Below are 18,955 nucleotides of genomic sequence, written 5' to 3'. Positions count from 1 at the left end.
GCTGGCATTCTCCGAACCTCAAAGCTCGCTGAAACCGCACATCACCAGCCCCAGCGGGATCAGCACCTCCACCACCAAAGACGAGGTCGCCGCGATCCAGATGCCAGCGCGAGCAATCGATCCGAACTCACGACGACATGACTGATCAAGCCACGCAAGCGGTCCCACCCCAGCGAGTGCCAGGAGCGCGATCACCGGCGGGACAAGGCTGTCTCGGCAAACTGTTTGCTGAAACGACACGCTGACAACGATCGCGATGCCGAACGCGACCTCCGGAGCGAACCACCAGACGGTTGGTCGTGCCTGAAGTTCGGCGTTTCCTCCCTCACCACAGCGACCACGCCCAGATTCCGCCGACGACACAGACAGCCACCTCGCCCCAGAGGACCGACGTCCAGAACCTTCGGTTCTTCGCCACTGCCAGGAGAGTAACCGGCGCCACAACTACCAGCATCGCGCCGATCCCCCAGGTGCCGACGGCAATGAGGGGCTGCAGGGAGCCGAGTAGCACGGCCCCGACCACCCGCCCAGAACACTCCGAAGGCAGCGAGCAGCGCGATGACGATACCAAGCGCGCCGGTCTTCCTTCGCACGTTGTCCCAGCCGGCGTCGTCAGTGACATGAGCGCGACTCAATAGCAGACCGCCTTACCTATCTCAGAACCAACTCAACCGAACGCCCACGCGCCACCCGCGCCGAGAACGCCGCTGCCACCACATTGACGCCGGGCATCGGTATCGCGGCACCTGCTGCACCGCATCCCCACCCGCCGGCGACACTACCCAAACCGGCAATCGTGGCGCGGCAAGCGTCTGCACCACTGCCAGCAGTGACGACATCCCCGACGCCACAGGCAAGGCCGGCATACTTGGCAGCCTGTCTCCTCCGGTTCAACAGAACCCTCAGAGCGGGCCTCAGATGCGAGGCGGTCGACCAACTCTTGGTTCCGCCCACCACCGCGTCCGGCAGTTCGCGTCCAGACACTGATGCGCATATTCGACTCGATCGGTTCGTTCAAGTGGAGGAGTTCGGCGATGCGACCACACGCTGCCTTGCCAAGCATGTTGGCGCTGCGTACCGGCTTCGACCTGGACGGAGACCTGGTGCAAGCCACCTCCGAGATGGATGCGACTGATCCGTCCCGATGATCGGTGAGCGAGATAGGCGACGTAGAATGCGCACCAAGCCACGTGCTCACAACGACCATCGGGGGGAACGATGAGCGGGGAATTCACCGTCAATCCAGGCGCCATGGACGGCATCGCGGGCGCTTTGGAGGGGATGGGGCACTTCATCGAATCTGCACCTAGACCCGATGTCACCGCAACCATCAACGCGGCGATGCCGAACTCACCACTCGTCGGCGCCGGTTCCGACGCAACGACGAAACTGACTCAGGCTCAGACTGCGGTGTCCGGACAGTGGGAGACGTTCGCTTCCGCTGTACGCGCCGCTCGGGCGATCTCGGTCGACGCAGACGACGAGAACGCGACCAAGTTTCGCACCCTGTCCACTCTCCCGGAGAACGAGTCACCCCGATGAGTGGGCACCCACCCCTCACCAAGGCGATCATGGATTCGTGGCGGCCATGGGAGCTGGCGGCGGTACAACTGACCGACCTCGCAGACGCCATACGAGAGAACTCCGAAGCCGCTGAACGCGTGGTCGACCAGGTGCCCACCACGTCCTGGGCCGGTGATGCCAGGTCAGCGGCCAACGTTCGCGCAAGTGACCAGAACGGATGGGCGAAGAGAGTCGCCGGCAAAGTCGATGATCTCCAGACCGCGTTGAACAGCGCCGCCGCGGCTATCGACTCATCGAAGACCTCGGTGAACGGCGCCCTTCTTGGAGCCACCTCGCAGCGCTTCGTGCTGGTCAGCGAATCCGACCCCTCGTGGAAGATGCGGTACGTCCCGAAGGAGGACGAGGACCTGACTCCGGGGCAGATCGCCGATATGGAACGCGAGATGACCGACTTCGTGAAGGGCAGGGCTGACGAGCTGGCGACCACCGCGTCCGATCACGCCGCTCACATACGGACTGCCGTCGGGAATCTACATTCCATCGCACCGCCGGCGCTTACCCTCAGCGCGCAAGATGGTCGACGCCACGGCCAGATGGCCGCCGATGGATGGACGGACGAAGAAGCCGCCGAGGTCGGACGCAGTTTGCGCGCCGCTGGTCTGAGCGACGAGCAGATCGCCCGGCTGTTGAACGGCGAGAAGCTGGACGACGTCCCGCGCGGCGCCCAGGAGTACCTACACATGTTCTACGGTTCGGTGGGTTCAGACGGTCTGTTCGACTTGCAGTCCAAGTTCGATGGCATGCAGACACCCGCCGGAGACGCCTGGTCGAAGGCGCTCGGCCAGGGTCTGCTCACCCTGTCGAACGAGGACGTCGGCGCAAATACCGGGTATCAGTACCTACCTGGGTGGGCGCAGGACTGGGCGGGTAACCACAACTCGATGGACAACCGGCGCATCGCGAGCCTCGACGTTCCGCTCGCCGGTCTGTTGAGCAATTCCGGATCGACGCCGCCGGGAGAACGATTCGGCACCGAACTCATCCGAAAGAGCGTTGGGGGCGCCGGCCGAACGGTGGAGGGTATCGAGCATCCCGAAATGGTCTACGGAACGGGCAGGGATGACCCGGACGCGTTGAAACGCAACTACGAGTCGACGATTCGGACCTTCATGGAGGTGGGTACCAGAAACCACGAGGCGTCAGCTGCCATCCTCACCGGCGAATACTCCACCGGCGAGAAGCTTGCCGACTATGACAGGGACACAATGGTCGGGTACGCGCTCAAACACGATTGGGATGATGGGGGCGACGCCGCGGGGGATCTCATCGATTGGATTCGCGATGATGGCGGGAGCGGTGACCCTACCAAGATCGCGCTCGCAGATCGCGCATTCAGTGGACTATTCGACTACACCACCTCCACCGCGGACTCCAATAATTTTTCAGATCTGATGAACGCCAACACTTCTGGCGATGCCATCGGGAAGATAAATCCACATATTGCGCAATCCCTCCGCGAGGCATCCCTGCCGTATCTGAACATCCTCGCCGGAGGCGAGTCAGGACCCCATGGCCATCCAGGATTCGATCCGGCCGTACCGTCCGAGGAACTGCAGCGCCGCGCCGCAAGGCTCTTCACGCTTATCGCGAGCGACAACACCTACGGCGCCGCGACACCGGAGAACCCAGACGGCACTGGCGCGGGCGCGGATCTCTACCGGGACATCCTTGATCAGACAGTTCGCAACGGCACTGCCGCGGGCGAACTGGCGTCCTCAGAACCACACCGAGCGCGATCGTTGGCGGAGCTCAGTGCAAATCTTCGCGCACTAGGTCAGTCTGGACTCTACGGAGCCGAATACGATCTCCAGATTGACGAGAATGCGAGCACGGATGCGGAGAACGCAGCCAGCAAACGAATCAGGGACATAGTCAGTTCGGCATCTGCCGGATTGACTAGTGTCCCGCATCCAGCCGCGATGACAGCGGGAACTGCAGGGGCAGTCGCGGGTCCCTGGCTTTTGCCCGACGAATCCGCGGGAGACCTTGAATTCCGACCCCCGACGCCTGCCGGAACCGGCGGCACGGCAGCTGAGGACGAGATCCACCTCGTGTACGGCGCTCTCGAAGGAGTCCAAGCAACACCAGATGCCGGAGCGCCCGCGGAGTGGTTCAGCGACGATGGGCAACTCAAGCCACTCGCAGATATCCTTTCAGAGCACAAGGGGGACCGAGGTGAACTCTTGAGCGCGATGGAGAGCGCACTAGGAAACGAGAAGCTGTTGGCATCGCTTCGGGCGGGCACCAGCACTGGAAACCACCAGGGAACAATGAATTTCGATCCCACTGACCCCGACAACTACGACGACATTATTCTGAACGGTTCGAGCTAGATGAAGTTGAAGTGCGTCGCAGCGGCGCTAGTCATCATGGCTTTGGCTACTGGGACCGCTTGTGCGACTCCGGATTCACCCGCTGAACAATCGCTCACGATCAGCTCGAGGACCGCACCTACTCCTGTCTCGCCGCAGGATTACCGCTACCCCACTGACATCGCAGGTCCATACAATGTCGTCTGGTCAGCTACCGATGGAATTGATCTGTACAGCAGACCTGCCGAGCTCGCACGGGCTTATCTGGAGTCCTGTCAGCTATCTGTGTATGGGAGGAAGGCCACCTACCCCGGCGCTCTCAACGCCGCTCCACAGCCAAGCGTCGAGAACAGGATAGGTTGTCTCTACCCACCGAAAGGGCCTGAGGGTACGTTTCCCGCTCTCTTCGGCACCATGTACGCGCATATCGCGCAGATTCGGGCTTCGCACGCAGAGGTGTCTGCACGCGGATGTTACCTGGGCAGCGGTAGAGCTGAGGTGGCCACTTCGGAACCAGAGAGCGACTACCTCAGTGCCTACGAATTCAGCTTCACCGCCAAACTCCCTCCACAAGCGGTAGATCCGCGTGCGAACGTTCAACGCGAAGCCGCAACGGGAACAGGCACGCGTGCACCGCAATTCGACGTGTTCTATCCGTGGAAGTTCGACGCAGTGCCATGGGCCACAACCCGCACGCCCGAACCGCCCGTCAGCGAGCAACCCTGCACGATATGGGCAGCAGGCATGCTCGATCAGATCCCGGCATACCGCGGCCAGAATCCTATTGCGCCTGATGGTGATGTCGCAGTGTTGATCCCGAAGCTGTTCGGCGATGAAGGATTTCCCACTCTGCCCCAATCGCCGGCGTGGCCCGCACCCTGACCGCTTGCAACCTGCCGAAACAGCACCACGCTGACCCGGAGACAGAGCACATGGCTAAACACGAGCGCACATTCACCGGCGACTTCGACGAAGTCGCACGCGCAATCCACCGAGGCGTCCTCTCCGGTAGTTCGTCGGCGAGCTTCGAGGACTCGAGCGACCTAAACGTCGGTGACGTTCGTTGTTCGACAATGGTCTTCGAGCGCTACAGCATGGTCGGCGCCAACCGCCTGAGTCTCACAGTGACACTGGTGGGACACGAACGAGATCTTGGCCTCGTCGCTATTACGTCCGGCGGCAGCCAGGCGATCTTCTGGAAGGTCAACTCCTACGGCGAAGACGCGTTCCTGTCGCAGTTCATTCGACTTGTGGACACAATCGTCGAACGCCAGTCCTCCTAGCCGCAACCTGGGCAAACAGAAGCGTTGCTTGAACCTAGGTGCCACTGCTCGTGCAGCCTCCGCCTCGTGGTGCAACGCGAGTGTTATTCGCCTGGCACGAGATTGAACAGAGAACCCGAAGACGGTCCATTCACGCGGATGACACTACAGAACGATCCGTCGGCCGCGACTGCGTCGAGTATGTCAGCAGCAGAAGGTCGGCTCCGCCTGCGACCCGCTCTAAACCGTCAACGGCGCGGGGTTGATCTTCTTCTGGATGCCGATCGTTGGTGTAGGGACGCCGCAGCCACCGCCGGTGTTTACGCGCTGCTTGCTTATGACGAGGCTCAAGAAAGTTCCCCAGGTGTGCTCACCGAAGTTCCCCACCCGTGTGTTCTGCGTCTGACTTAATTCGGCATCGGGCCGGATTAACTCAGACACACCTCAGATGTCAGGAGCGAACCTGTAGCAGCACCCCAACTCCGGCAGACACGCCTCAGGGTGGGGAATTACGTGACGGACAACCCCGTCAACCTGGGGAATTACGTGATCGCTGACACGCAGGATCTCAGGATCAACCAGCATTCGCTCCCCCAGGCTCAGCCGTTCTCTTCTGCGGTCAGATCCTAACAACGATGCGAACGACCTCCGACACGTCCAGGACCCTCCATTCACGCGAATGACACCGCAGGACGCTTCGTTGATCGCGACCAGGTCAACGGTGTCAGGGCACCGACATTTCGAACGGACGAATGAGGGTCGAAGATCGGTGCGCCGGGAGATGTCGGCAGGGGGACTGCCTCTGGTTCACCGCCACGGCCAGAATCGCTGCAGTGCCGCCGAGCTCAACGACCTCGCCCATGGTGTCTCTCCAAAGACTGACTTGTTCGCATCGTTTCCATCAGGCCGATGACCAGGATCGCCCGGCAGACGGCAGGAAGAGTATCGCCCCCTGACAAGCTGGAAGTCACTTGTTGGCCGCCGTCGGTTCCGCAAGGTCAGACGGTAACAGTCTCCCCCGTGTCCGCGATCACACTGCGGACGCCCACAAGCGGTTGAGGAGAGATCTCGTGGACCAGGTTGAAACGCTGGACAGCTACATCACCAGCACACTCCATGACAGCCTTACTACTTGGCCAGGCGGCTGGCCCGGCGAGATCGAAGCGGCCTTGATCGATGCCGTGTTCTCCATCCAAGCGCGCTATGGCGGCCCCCACAGCGGCGTACGTGCCGTAGTCAGCAGATGGCGCGACTATCAAGCTCGCCCCCTCGACGACCTCGACGTCCTCGCACAGGTCGACCCGGCAGATTTCGTTCGCATAGTCGGCAACTCTTCGCGTGCGAGCGGACGACTGAAGGCCGCGATCGTCGTCGATGCGGCACGAGCACTCATCGACGCCGATGTTCACCACGCACGCCAGTTCGGCAGTACACCGGACCAGAAGACCGCGTATCTGTCGGTCAAGGGCTGCGGTCCGGTGACGTGGTCCTACCTAGGAATGCTCCTCGGCAGCCCGGATATCAAAGCTGACACGTGGATTCTCCGGTTCGTCGAGAAGGCGGTGGGCCATCACGTCACGTCGCACGAGGCCCGACAATGGCTTACAGCCGTCGCGGCGAAGCGGGACGTCAACGCCACCGAGTTGGATCACGCGGTTTGGAACTACGCGCGCAGAAACCTCGCCTGATGACCGACTCCCCGAAGCTCATCAGCCGCGTCCACCTGGTCACGGCTACACCGTGGCAGCAAGCAGTCGACTGCTATTTCAACCCCGACGACGATGTCGAGATACACGACTTGCGATTCGGCTTTCCCGAACGGTGGGACGCCGGCGATCTATTTGTTGTTGTCACGACTGACAGCCACACACCGGCGATCATCGTCGTCGAGGAATCCGAGACCGCCTCGAACGCAACACGCTCCGACGAACACACCTATATGGGGCCGTTCGACTTCGGTCTGTCGATCGCCTCGATCGAAGCCCGGCTTGCCACCACACTCCCGGCCGGAACCGCCACTCTCGAGCAGGAACTCGGCGAACGGTTGATCCAGGCGATCAATGCAGAGGCGTCGGATCCGACACCCTGGCGCGAACTCGACGAACGCGGCTGCCTCGCCGAGGTGGCCGACTGGCCGGGTCCGGACAGTTGGGCACCGTGCGCATGCTGTGGAGAACACCCATACGACGCAGCCGAGTGGGAACTGCACGCGCTCGTCGATGATCTGGAACAGGACTTCTTCGGGACCGGGCCGCTCACCGTCTGCGCATCGTGCCACGACCGCTTGCACCGTCCGTTGGCTCCGGGGGCTGACGACGTGATGTTCGGGTTCCGACCGCTGTGCCCAAGTTGCTCGGCGACACGGACCTTCCAGGTGATCTGGGGTATGCCCGCGGGACCGCCTGGCCCCGGCACCGATATCGCCGGTTGTGTAATTACGTCTCCGTTCACACCTGAATACCGATGCGGCGAATGCGATTACACATGGACCGAGGACGACGAAGCCTATCAACCGCTACCGTCCGAACACACTGTCACAGGGGTTCGTGCACGTATTGCCACCGCTCCACCGGGCGTATACCGGCCGTTCTCGCGCGTTACCGAACCCGGGCGCATCATCGTCGGTGAGTACTTGCCTCGGCAGGTCAGCAGCAGTTCGGCCTGGGGTCCTGGAGTCGTGCACGAGCTGTTCGGGGACGACGGTCGCACGTACTCCATCGATCCGAGCACACTCCGATCAGATGACCCGCACACCTGGATGAGCCAGGTTGGTGGCGGTGTGTCATCGCCGACCAGACCTCAACAACCGGCTACGCCACAATCTCAGAGTACGGAGTCCCGAATGACCAATCGCGCAGTCACCGAGCATGATTTGGGTGCTTGGGTATTCAAGTGCAATCCCGACATCTACGATCTGCCTGCTGAGATTGCCGACGGAGAATCGTTCGTTGACGGGTGGAGCGTCGCCGACAACTACCGCTCGCAGATGATCACTGCCGGACAGAGAGCGATCCTGTGGATGTCCGGCACCCGAGACGGCTCCGCGCCTCGCGGAATCTGGGGTATCGGATGGACGACCGGCGGCAGTTACGAAACCAGTGGTCTCGGCGGTGGCTACTGGAAGGACGATGACCACGCCGCTCGGGTTCGCCACATAGTTCCAACCGCAATTCGAATTCTCGACGAGCCCGACCGTCTCCGCGCCGGCGACATCGCCGCTGTTCCCGATCTCTCCGACCTTGAGGTCTTCACCGTCCCCCAGGGCTCCAATCCCTCCTGGATCTCTCGGTCTCAGCTGGCCGCACTCGAGCCGCTGTTGCCGCCATGGCCTGCGCCGGATGACGTCCCGCTGACCACCGTGACCCTCGGCCCATACGGTGCAGCATTCGGCTCACCCAAGAACAACGCACTCGTCGAACAAGCGGCGATGGACGCGGTCACGCAGTACTACGAGACCCACTGGCAGGCAGCGGTAGACGACGTCCACACCTTCAACATGGGTTGGGATCTCACGGTCACGACCCCTGCGGGCGAGGAGTGGCACGTCGAGGTCAAAGGAGTGAGTGGGTCATTACCGATAGTGCTGCTCACAGCCAACGAGTGCCGGGTCGCGGAGCATGACGATGCGTGGGAGCTCGCGGTGGTGACACATACTCTGAGCGACGAGCCCGAAGTGACCATCTACGAAGCCGATCAGGTTCTTCGGAACTCGCAACCACAGACTGTTCGTGCGGACCTGCGCGGTCAGGATGGCTGGTCGGCGTGATCGACGGACGGACCGAATATGGCGTAGCGTTTCGGTCTCGGCGATGCTGCAAATCGAGCGGCGCACAACAGGCCGGTAGCCCGATTCAGACTCCCAACCGCCTCGCAACATCCGGTCCCCCGACCTGTCGAACAAAGTCTTAATCTCCACACGACGAGCTGATCTGGCGCACGCGAAAGTACCACATACAAGCACTCTTTCGACCGATCTCGCGGCTTTGGCTCGTTCAGCCCGAGCACGACGACACGTCGCTCGAGACGTTTGAAACCGAGGACGTGACCATAGAACACCTGATCCTCGTCCCAGAAGGTATCCCAGTAAGACTTGTTGCCTTCGGCCTGCCGCTCGACCTGCTCGGGATGACGCCTCCCCGTCGTCAGGAGTGCGATGTCCTCGGGCCATCCGAACGTCGATCTGGTCATCCGCCGCATCCTGCGCCTTCGTCGGGGCGCAGGCGATGAACCGCACCCGCATGAGCTGGTCGAGCTGGTTGCGGTCGATGATCTTCCAGCGTGGACAGTCCGGCAGCGAGAAGTCGGCGGGGATCTCCGATTGTGGCAGCACCACCATGTGGTCCCACCGGATTCGGCCTGGCGTCCATCGGGGATCGAGTTCCACATAGTCGCGTAATGCGTAGCAGGCCTGGCGTGCCCGGTCGACAGGATCGATGAATTTCGGCGGCTAACCGTCGCCCTGCAGCGGGTTCGGCGACCATCGACGTCAAGCCGACGCCGACCGTGTCCACAAACTCCCGGCGCCTCGCGCGTCGATTGCAAAGCCATCTCAGGCCTTGGCGCGAATCGCTACCCTCGACGAGGCGAGGAGGTAGCAATGACCGACCGTGAGGACATCGACGTGCGAGAGGTCGAGCTTCGGCAGCGGTGGCACCGAGCACACGTCGCCCGGTTCAACGCCGCAGGTGACGAGACACGCATCTCATGGAGAGAGGCGCGCCTCACCCCGCATGCGTCCGAAGCGCGTCAGTTCCTCGAGACACTCGGCCGGTCTCGGGATTTGAGCAAGTTCCAAGCCGATACCGATCGCTGGGTACGCAACTTCGAATCCGGATACAGCGGTACCGCCGGGCAGATGATCATCAACCAGATCAACAAGATGTCGCCCGACCCCGACATCGCCGTGAGTGTGCTGCTCGACGCGCTGTCGACTCCTGAAGGCCTCGACGACGCCGTTCGAAAGGTCCGTCTACTCGCCGACCACCTCCAGGAGATTCGGGTCGGCGCCCACCCGAGCCCCAAACGCGCACCGTTCGTCGCCTCCTACTACTGGGCTCTCGACGATTCGGCGGCATGGCCGGCGGCGTGGCCGAAGTCGGCCGAGTACATGACCTACCTGACCGGGAACTCGGAGTTCGACGACCAGGGCGAGAGATACGCTGAGCTCTTCCGGTGCGCAACAGAGATCGACGGGGACCCGCGCCGCTTCGAGCAGGTGGCTGCCTGGTGGGCGGACGAGCGCCCGGTTCTCCTCGACGAAGTCCTTTGCGAGCGTGCCGCTCTCCGCGAAGGGGCGAAGAACCGGGGTGACGACCCGGAGTTGTACCGGGACAACGCAGCCGCTTTGGTAGCGGTCGCACAACACATCGGCTCCGCCCTCGAGTCGTCCGTCGCCGAGGCCGCCGGACGAACCCTAAAGGCACATACCCCCGGCGTGATGTGGGATACCGTGTGGCCACGCGGCGATCTCTGGACTGATTGGCGCGTACCCGGCACCTACGGCCTGTCGCTCCGACTCTGGCTCAACGCGAACGGACTTGCCGTCGGACTTCGCCCATTCCCCGATGCCCAACCCGGAGCGACCGAGCACGCCGTCGAAGTGATCAACAGCCATCCGCTGGAAGGTTACGAGGTCCTCGCAGGAAGGTCACGTGTCGGCCGAGACGTCGGGTTCACCGGCGGCGGCACAGGCGAAGTGATCTACGCGCGCTGGTTCGACCGGTCGACGTTCCCATCGCTGGATCTACGAGCTGAGGTTCTCCAAGCAGCCCGCGACATCGCACCGATCATGGCAGAACTTAACGGTGACACCACCACCATGGATGCGAACGACGACGGCTTGACTGCCATAGTGGCGGAGTTCAAATCCGCGACCGGCTACCCGACACCCGGCCATGAACAAGACAAAGCAGATCGTCGCGATTTTGCACAGCTACTTGATCCTGAGGAGCTGTCAATTGTCGACCGCGCCGACCTCCGTCCCATTTGGAACACACAGCGCTACGGCGGTACCGGCCCGATGTCGACGCTCAACAAGAGCATCCGTGATGCGGACGACACCGAGTATCAGCGCATCATCGACACATTCTCATACGTCTGTTGGGGAGACGACGCGCCGGCGATACGAATCAACCGGGCACTGGAGGACGAAACCCTTCGGGTCAGAGGGTTCGGCGAGTCGGTGATGATGAAGATGCTCGCTATCACCCATCCGGAGAAGTTCATTACCGTGTACCCGTACACCGGCCCCAAGGGCAAGCTCCGGATGCTCAAGCTGATGGGCATCGCGGCGCCGGACGCGGCCGGACGCGGCGAGCTTCAAGTCGCTTCCAACGACGCTCTCCACGCACGACTCGACCGCTTCTTCCCCGGTGATCCCCTCGGCATGGGCGCGTTCCTATACTGGTACGCCGAACACGACCAGAGTCCGAGCCTCGAGCCCGTCGTCGATCCTCTCGACGATCTCGCTGAGCAGATGCTCGTCGACCGCAGCTTCGTCGACGACATCGTGGCACTGCTCAAAGACAAGAAGCAGGTCGTGTTCTATGGCCCACCCGGAACTGGGAAGACATACTTTGCCCGCAAACTGGCAGAGGCACTGGTCCCCGACCCTGCACGTCGGCCTGTCGTCCAGTTCCATCCGTCGACCTCGTACGAAGATTTCTTCGAGGGGTACCGACCCGAGACCGATGCTGACGGCCTCATGACCTACCGACTGCAGCGCGGTCCGCTCGCCGAGCTTGCGGCCCGCGCCAACGATGCGCCGGGGCGGCGCCATCTCATGATCATCGACGAGATCAACCGCGCGAATCTGCCAAAGGTGCTCGGCGAGTTACTCTTTCTCTTCGAGTATCGAAACACTCCGGTTCGAACTCTGTATCGCCCCGACGACCCGTTCGAGTTGTCCAAAGACATCTGGTTCATCGGAACGATGAATACAGCCGATCGGTCCATCGCCTTGGTCGACGCGGCACTCCGACGACGATTTCACTTCGTCCCGTTCTTTCCGAATCACGGTCCGATGGCTGGACTGCTCGCTCGCTGGCTCGAGCGGGAAGGTGAACCGGCTTGGGTGGGAGACGTGGTCGCACAGGTCAACGATGAGCTCGAGCGTGAGCTCGGTGGACCTCACCTGCAACTCGGACCGAGCCACTTCATGAAGCGCGGGCTGGACAAAGATGCCTTGCAACGCATCTGGGTATATGACGTCGAACCATTCATCGAGGACCAGTTCTTCGGCGACGCCACACGGATCAACTACTTCCGATTCGACCAGGTGTGGAAACGCTTCAACGACTTGGCAGGCGAATCGATCGGCGAGATGTCAGACGGCGGCGAGCCGGAGATCTGATGAATGCAGGAGTGGTCCTCAGGGAGTATGAGTTTCGAGACCTCGACCTGACGCGCACGCAAGCCGAGGTTCTCCAATCGACCGGTTTCGTCGCAGTAACGCCTGCACCGGGTGCTCGGTGGCGCGTCACGGCGACATCGTATGTCGGAACACTGGTCGTAGGTGACATCCGATTGCTCATCCGCCCGAAGATCAACCCTGAGAATCTCTTTCTGCTCCTAGAGCCAGGACTTCCCCACAATGCCTGGCGCCGAGAGGCATTCGAGTACGATGTCTCATCAGATCTGCTTCCGTCCGTGATCGCCTTCTTTGCACGGGCCCTCGAGACAACGCTGGCGCGCGGAGTGTTGCGGTCCTACAAGACCGTAGAAGAGACCGTGATTGCCCTGCGCGGTCGACTGGACGTGCCACGGCAGTTCCGGCGCGCGGGAGTTCTCACACCGGTGGCGTGCACGTTCGACGACTTCACCGAAGACATCGCGGAGAACCGGGTTCTGCGGGCCGCAGTCCAACGTGCACTTCGCGTTCCCCGGATCGATCCGACCGACCGACAACGATTGATGCGTCAACTCGTGGCGCTCGACGGAGTCGCGGACCAGACAGTCGCCCCCGACGACGTCGACCGCATCCAACTGAGCCGTCTGAACCAGCACTATGCACCCGCGTTGGGACTCGCCCGGCTCGTCCTCGCAAACCTCACACTCACCGACTCCCAGGGAACCGCATCCGCATCGTCCTTCATGATCGACATGAACGACCTCTTCCAGCGTTTCGTCACCGAACGCTTGAGACGCGAACTGAGGGGGCGTCTCGATGTGATAGATGAGCCGATCGTGCATCTGGGTACGGGGCGACGGGTGACTATGATGCCGGATCTGCTGTTCCGCAACCCGCGTGGCGAGCCGCTGTACGTCGGCGACATCAAGTACAAGCTCGCCAAAGACGGACGCGGCCGAAGCGGGGACTACTACCAACTCCTCGCCTACACCACGGCGTTGGACCTGCCCGAGGGCGTGCTCATTTACTGTCGTCACGAGAACGACGAAGACGGTAGCAGGACTGTCATCGTCCGGCATGCCGGGACGAGGCTGGTTCTGAGGTCGCTCGACCTCAGTGGTTCTCCCGGGCAGGTTGAGCAAGAGCTCTCGGACCTCGGTCAGGTAATTGCTACCGCGGCGGCGGGCTCCAGAACCGTACCGTCGACATTGGCTTAGGCCGGCTCAGGTTTGACGATCCGGCGCGAACATCCGCCTGCAAGCAACTACATGTCAGCAAGTTTCGGCAGAGCATCCGTCGCCGAACGTTCAGGCAGTGAACTACATGAGACCGTGAACGAAACCCAACACCGTCTCGGCGAGTTTCACCCAGACCTGCGGTGACCGCATCACCTCGTCCGAATCCGGCGGTCCAGCGGTCGGCGCGGCGCCTTTCAACACATCCTCGCCGTCCAGATCAAGTTCAGCTGAACTGTAGGTGAGGTGCAGATCTCGACCGTTCTCCCAGGTCGCTGTTCCATGCGTGGGAGCACTGGACATGACCGAGAGGCCGCCGGTCGACATGCTGATGTCTTGGTACCACTCGGCTTCGCGGCCGCCGGTCCACGAGAACTCGACATCCCAGGCCATCATCTCGTCTGTCCAGTACGGCGCCGACCAGAGAGTCAGGCTGATCCGTCCCGGCTCGATGACCGGCGGAAGCTGGTCAACTGGGTCGGCATCCCACGGTTCGGTTTCTGACTCCGATTCGATATCCACGTGTCTCCCATCTGACTGCCGTCGCGTTCCCGGAGTCGCCCCTCAAGCGCGATCACGTCTACCTATGAGGGAGTACTTTCCGTAACCTCACCCTGTCGCGTGGACAATCCGGGGCGGAAGCACCTTCCTTGACGCACGCGGCGCTGAGTATATGACGCGTGGGCGAAGCGAGCCGCGGCATCTGCGGAAGTCGCCCAGGATCATCTCCGGCCGTCGCTGTCGTCCCCGGCGGCCCGTCGACATGTCGATTCTGTCGAATTGCTGGACAGGGAGCTCCGCCACTCGCGATCATCACGATTGCGTCTCGGCACACGACGAGCCCAAACTGCACGAGGGATGAACAATGACTAGTCGATACGGACCTGACGAAAACACGCCACCGGACCAGCCCGACAATCCTGCCGACCGCCTGGACCGGAACAGCTACGGGCGCAGATACGCACACCTGCGGACGGCGAAGTTGCGCGCCGAGGAGGAGGCGAAGCGGCGCGCTGAAGTTGCCGATCTCTACGAAGAGTGAGCAGCGGCCAACCGCCCTGACTTTCGAGTGTGACGCAAACCAGGCTGTCGGGATACAACGGTCGCGCTGGCGCGGAGTTCGGCTCGCGATCTGCACCGACTACCCCGCCGCTTCGACCACAGCGTTCAGCGTGCCTATCAGCCTCATGTCTTCGACGGTGCGAGCACGTGTATTGAGAAGCTCCTCGGTGCAGACCAGGTATGCCAGACAGCGGGCGCGGCTTATCGCGACGTTGAGTCTGTTGCGGGAGAACAGAAAGTCCACTCCACGCGTCAAGTCTTCGCCGCTGGAAGTGGTCATGCTGAAGAACACTGCGGCCGCCTCACGGCCTTGGAACTTGTCGACCGTCCCCACCGGAACGTCCGACAGGACCGCCTCCTCCGCCAGCCGCGCACGGATCGTGGTTACCTGGTCGTTGAAAGGGGCCACGACCATGAAGTCCTCCGCCTCAAGTGGTTTCGTCTCCCCGTTCTGATTGGTCCAGTCGGCGCCGATCAGCGTCAACAGTTCCGCCGCGATGAGGTCTGCTTCCTGCGCGGAGGAGGTGCGGTTGCCCTGGTGGTCTGCACGTATCCAGCGCAACCCGGTCCCCGCAGCCGTCGACTGGCCGGCGCAGTCGTCGTGGCTGAGCAACCGGTTGTCGTAGATCTGCTCGGAGAGGAACTGGCACAGTGCGGGATGCATACGGCGAGTCTGATGTAAGAAGACTCCTCTGTCGTCAGGGAGGGTGACCTCGTCGCCGACGATGTGCTCGAGCACGCTGCGGCCGGAGATGCCCGGATGGTTGGCCTGTGCTACTTGCGGTAGCTGCAGCGGGTCGCCGAGCAGGATCATGCTGCGGGCCGATGTGGAAGCGGCGAGGGCGTCGGCGAGGGCGAGTTGTCCGGCCTCGTCGACCAGCAACACGTCGACCGGGGCGGCGCGCATCGCCTGGTTGGTGAAGAGCCAGGTGGTGCCGGCAACCACGTTGAACTCATCCTTTGCGCATTTCTTGTTGTCGCGGAAATAGGCCACATCGGCCAAGCGCCGCACCGAACTGCCTCCGGGGTTGCACACAGCAGTCAGCAGAGGGAGCTCGCCGCTCTCTGCGAACGCGGCGACCACGGCCTCGAGCACATTGCCAATCGCATGGTGGCTGACCGCGGTGATTCCGACTCGTTTCCCCGCGCGCACCAGCTGCCGAATCAAGCGTGCGGCACTGTAGGTCTTGCCCGTGCCCGGTGGCCCCTGGACCGCCACGCAACTGTTCTCGAGTTGGGTCACCCAGCTTGCCATGTTTTTGAGGTCGTCGACGAACACACCATTTGTCGGGCCGTTATCCCTGAATCGAGGGAGGTCTCGGCGTAGCAGTGCCAAGGTGGCCGGGTTCGGCGACCGCTCATCGAGCAAGTCTTTCCCGAAGGCTTCAAGAGCCTCGAACTTCACCTCCGTCGTCACCCAGTCGTGCAGAACCACCACGCGAGGGAAGACCTGCGCTTCCTGCAGTTGCTTGTTCCACTGGAGGTCGACGAACCCGGCTTCACGATCGAGACCGACAATGCTGCAGTACCTGCGCTCGCCATCCGAAGTACTGAACATGACGGTCGCGTCGCTGCGGCCGAACCGATCGAGTTCCTGGGGTGTGAACGAGAATCGCATCGCCGGTGTGATCGCGTTGCCCCGGGCGCCGATTCGCTCTACCAACCCCGCAGGTCTTAGGTCGCTGATGACCTCGGGATCATCCATCAGGTCGAGTGGGTCGGCCTCGAGCTTCACCTTCTTCGGGGCCAGGTAGGCGAACCATTCATCCCGCCAATAGCACAGAAGATCGCCGAGGTCGTGCTCGAGTGTGCCGATGTCGAACCGATGTAGCCGTTCGACGGTCTCGTTCAATTCGGGGAGGTCGGGATCAGGCTCGACATGCGATTCACGCCAGGGCATTTCGTTGGGGCGGTGATCGACCAGCCAGTCGCGCAAGGCACGGGTCGCACGGACATCGTCTTCGTTGTAGGCGGCGATCGGGGTGAGGTGCTCCGGGCTCTGATCTGCCATGAATCGCTCGTACTGCACGACTGCGCCCGCACCTTGATCGATCTCATGGGTGCGCTCGAACTCGGTCAACCGCTCGATCTGCTTCAACCCGTAGGACTCGACCCCAACCTGAATGCTGTTGCGGGCCACGAGGAGGAGGTCGACGAATGCGCCGGTGTCGATCAGCTCGGCCAGCGCCACCTCACCCGCACCGTGCGTCTCGGCCATCCTTTCCAGCGCCGAGCGTTCGGTGTGGTTGTAGTGGTACACGTGCATATCGGGGAACTGGTTTCGACGTTCGGCAAGGTAGTCGATCAGCTCTGTCACCGCGACTGCTTCCTCATCGAGGTCGTGAGCCCACCAGGTGCGGTAGCCCCACTGGCCGCCGGGGTCCTGCTCGATCAACCCGAACAGGAAGAACAGGCCGGCATCAGCTCGCCAGAACGGGTGTCCTTCGAAGTCCAGGAACACATCGCCCTCATCCGGTTCCGGAAGCTTCTCCAAGCCGTGACCCCACGGCTCCTCGCCCGACGCGATCATCTCGAATGGGGGCGGATCGTCGGGCCGCTGCCGTGCCTGCACTTGTAGGGAGGCCTGCCCCTGCAGACGTGCCAGACGTTCGGGCGCCAGGAGCTCGGCAGCGCTGCTGCTCGGGTTTGCGAGTTCCGTCAACGTCGAGATCCCCGAGTCGGTGAGCGTCTCGATATCGGTCGTACGGATTCCCGCGACGTAGATCAGCGAATCGGCTTCCCGCCATTGCTGGTCGCAAATCTGGCTGAACTCGCAGAACGCACAGTGGGCACACGGCTCGGCCACCGTATCCGCTGCGGGTCCGTCTGCGAGCGCGCGAGACAAGCGACCTCGCAGGCGCCGCCAGTACGGTCGGAATTCGCTGACCCGAAGCGTCTCCATCTGACCAGAGCCCAGCCAGATGTGCATGTGCTCTGGCCTGATGCCCGTCAGTTCCTCGATGGCGTCGGCATAGAAGCACAACTGCAACACATGCCCGGGCTTGGCCTCCGCCCGAGCAAGTTTGGCGTCCACCGGCTCATAGGACACCGCGCCGGTGGCCGGGTTCTGTACCCGCACCACGAAGTCGGCCACGCCACGAATGCCGCCGCGGATGAACGGCATCTGGTACGCGACATCCCATTCCTCAGAGAATGGGTTTCCGATGCTCGTGACCCAGGACGCGAAGGACTGATCCTTCGCCTTGTCCTGCACGTGCCGAATCCGCATACCCTGGCGCGCATATTCCGCCAGGCATTCAGATTCATGATCGAGTCCCTTCGACTTCAGCAGTTCGGCGAAAGACCCGAACAATGAGCCGGGCTCTTCGAGCACCCCATCTTCGACTTGGCTGCGCAACGTCAGATAATGCGGGCAATCCAACCACGCCGTCACCTTCGACGGGGTCAGTAACCGCTGCGATGCTGTCCGGCCGGTCACCAGTCCGTCCCGTCTGGCAGAAGGGAACCTAGGCGGGCGACCCACGTATGGCACTGCCTACGCCGTCTGATCGATGCTCCGTGGCTATCGCGGGTGAAAGGCACGACCCCATCTTGCACAGGATCTACGACAGGTTGGGTGTATCCGCGTCGCGAAAGCCCTTGCTCATTCATGGAGATCGCCTGACCACGGAATTGTGAATCAACCGCGTTCGTCGACGTGCCGGGGCGCTTCTACGGAAACATCGTCGCCGGACGGTTCGCGGCTGGCGTCATCGGGAATGCACGGCGTGCGTGCATCCGACGCTGCGAGGCTGAACATCGCTCCGTTGACAACCAGGACGTGAAGGCGAGGGAGCCAGATGGCGTGTGCCAGCACATCCCCGCTGTAGCGACGGAGGCTGTCAAGGTCATGACTCCACATGCTTTCGTCGAGACCCTGACCTCTAAGCCGGATCGAATCGTCATCGCGCACGGTCGCGGACACTCGGGCCATGCTCTGACCTTCGTCGTGGGTCTTGCGGGCTTGAATCCAATGCACTCGATGGCCGGGGTGGTATGACACGCACTGTGCCCGGTCACTCGAGGAACTCGAGCGGCTCACCGGAAGCCTCCTCCATCGCTTTTGATTGACGCCTCACGATCAGGTTAGGACGGCAAGACTCGATGGGCTATCTACGATGTCGAGATGCTCTTGATGGCCCCATGGCCATG

General features: G+C 62.2%; 11 protein-coding genes and 1 pseudogene. 8 read left to right on the top strand and 4 right to left on the bottom strand.

Annotated elements, in window-relative coordinates:
* Window positions 1-18 precede the first annotated feature (18 nt).
* The gene (locus tag IDF66_RS13465; protein ID WP_190267211.1) at window positions 19-363 is read right to left on the bottom strand and encodes a hypothetical protein; all 345 of its coding nucleotides are present in this window, start codon (window positions 361-363) and stop codon (window positions 19-21) included.
* Between the two features lie 855 nt (window positions 364-1,218).
* Between IDF66_RS13465 and IDF66_RS23820 the strand changes: the two genes are divergently transcribed.
* The 6 genes from IDF66_RS23820 (at window position 1,219) to IDF66_RS13440 (ending at window position 8,924) form a co-directional block, all read left to right on the top strand.
* Window positions 1,219-1,542, top strand: a complete 324-nt coding sequence (locus IDF66_RS23820; protein WP_223309448.1) for an invasin — start codon at window positions 1,219-1,221, stop codon at window positions 1,540-1,542.
* On the top strand, window positions 1,539-3,917 hold the full coding sequence (locus IDF66_RS13460; RefSeq protein ID WP_223309447.1) for a TPR repeat region-containing protein: 2,379 nt from the start codon (window positions 1,539-1,541) through the stop codon (window positions 3,915-3,917). Before IDF66_RS23820 ends, IDF66_RS13460 begins: the two co-directional genes overlap by 4 nt.
* A gap of 477 nt (window positions 3,918-4,394) precedes the next feature.
* A complete protein-coding gene (locus IDF66_RS23815; RefSeq protein ID WP_223309446.1) occupies window positions 4,395-4,778 on the top strand; it encodes a hypothetical protein in 384 nt (127 codons plus the stop codon).
* Window positions 4,763-5,179, top strand: coding sequence for a DUF6054 family protein (locus IDF66_RS13450; RefSeq protein WP_317628687.1), 417 nt, complete (start codon window positions 4,763-4,765; stop codon window positions 5,177-5,179). The genes IDF66_RS23815 and IDF66_RS13450 overlap by 16 nt, the downstream gene beginning before the upstream one ends.
* A gap of 1,049 nt (window positions 5,180-6,228) precedes the next feature.
* Window positions 6,229-6,846 carry a hypothetical protein gene (locus tag IDF66_RS13445; RefSeq protein ID WP_190267209.1) on the top strand — a complete coding sequence of 206 codons (618 nt, stop codon included), beginning with the start codon at window positions 6,229-6,231 and terminating at the stop codon, window positions 6,844-6,846.
* Window positions 6,846-8,924, top strand: a complete 2,079-nt coding sequence (locus IDF66_RS13440) for a DUF3883 domain-containing protein (protein WP_190267208.1) — start codon at window positions 6,846-6,848, stop codon at window positions 8,922-8,924. The genes IDF66_RS13445 and IDF66_RS13440 overlap by 1 nt, the downstream gene beginning before the upstream one ends.
* A 139-nt stretch (window positions 8,925-9,063) precedes the next feature.
* Here the strand turns inward: IDF66_RS13440 and IDF66_RS23810 are convergent.
* A pseudogene (locus IDF66_RS23810) lies at window positions 9,064-9,602 on the bottom strand (hypothetical protein); the annotation flags it as partial.
* A 663-nt stretch (window positions 9,603-10,265) separates the two neighbouring features.
* On the opposite strand from IDF66_RS23810, the gene IDF66_RS13435 reads away from it, so the two are divergent.
* The gene (locus IDF66_RS13435; RefSeq protein ID WP_190267207.1) at window positions 10,266-12,509 is read left to right on the top strand and encodes an McrB family protein; all 2,244 of its coding nucleotides are present in this window, start codon (window positions 10,266-10,268) and stop codon (window positions 12,507-12,509) included.
* On the top strand, window positions 12,509-13,723 hold the full coding sequence (locus IDF66_RS13430; RefSeq protein ID WP_190267206.1) for an McrC family protein: 1,215 nt from the start codon (window positions 12,509-12,511) through the stop codon (window positions 13,721-13,723). The genes IDF66_RS13435 and IDF66_RS13430 overlap by 1 nt, the downstream gene beginning before the upstream one ends.
* A gap of 102 nt (window positions 13,724-13,825) precedes the next feature.
* Here IDF66_RS13430 and IDF66_RS13425 read toward each other — a convergent pair whose 3' ends face one another.
* Window positions 13,826-14,263: a hypothetical protein gene (locus IDF66_RS13425; RefSeq protein WP_190267205.1), complete on the bottom strand. Its 438-nt coding sequence runs from the start codon at window positions 14,261-14,263 to the stop codon at window positions 13,826-13,828.
* A 619-nt stretch (window positions 14,264-14,882) separates the two neighbouring features.
* Window positions 14,883-18,242: a TM0106 family RecB-like putative nuclease gene (locus IDF66_RS13420; RefSeq protein ID WP_190267204.1), complete on the bottom strand. Its 3,360-nt coding sequence runs from the start codon at window positions 18,240-18,242 to the stop codon at window positions 14,883-14,885.
* Window positions 18,243-18,955: the final 713 nt, after the last annotated feature.

It is taken from the genome of Gordonia hankookensis, assembly GCF_014673215.1.
In the GTDB taxonomy this organism is placed as follows: domain Bacteria; phylum Actinomycetota; class Actinomycetes; order Mycobacteriales; family Mycobacteriaceae; genus Gordonia; species Gordonia hankookensis.
Note: the sequence above shows the minus strand (reverse complement) of the source record. Positions and strands in the feature narration are given on the sequence as shown.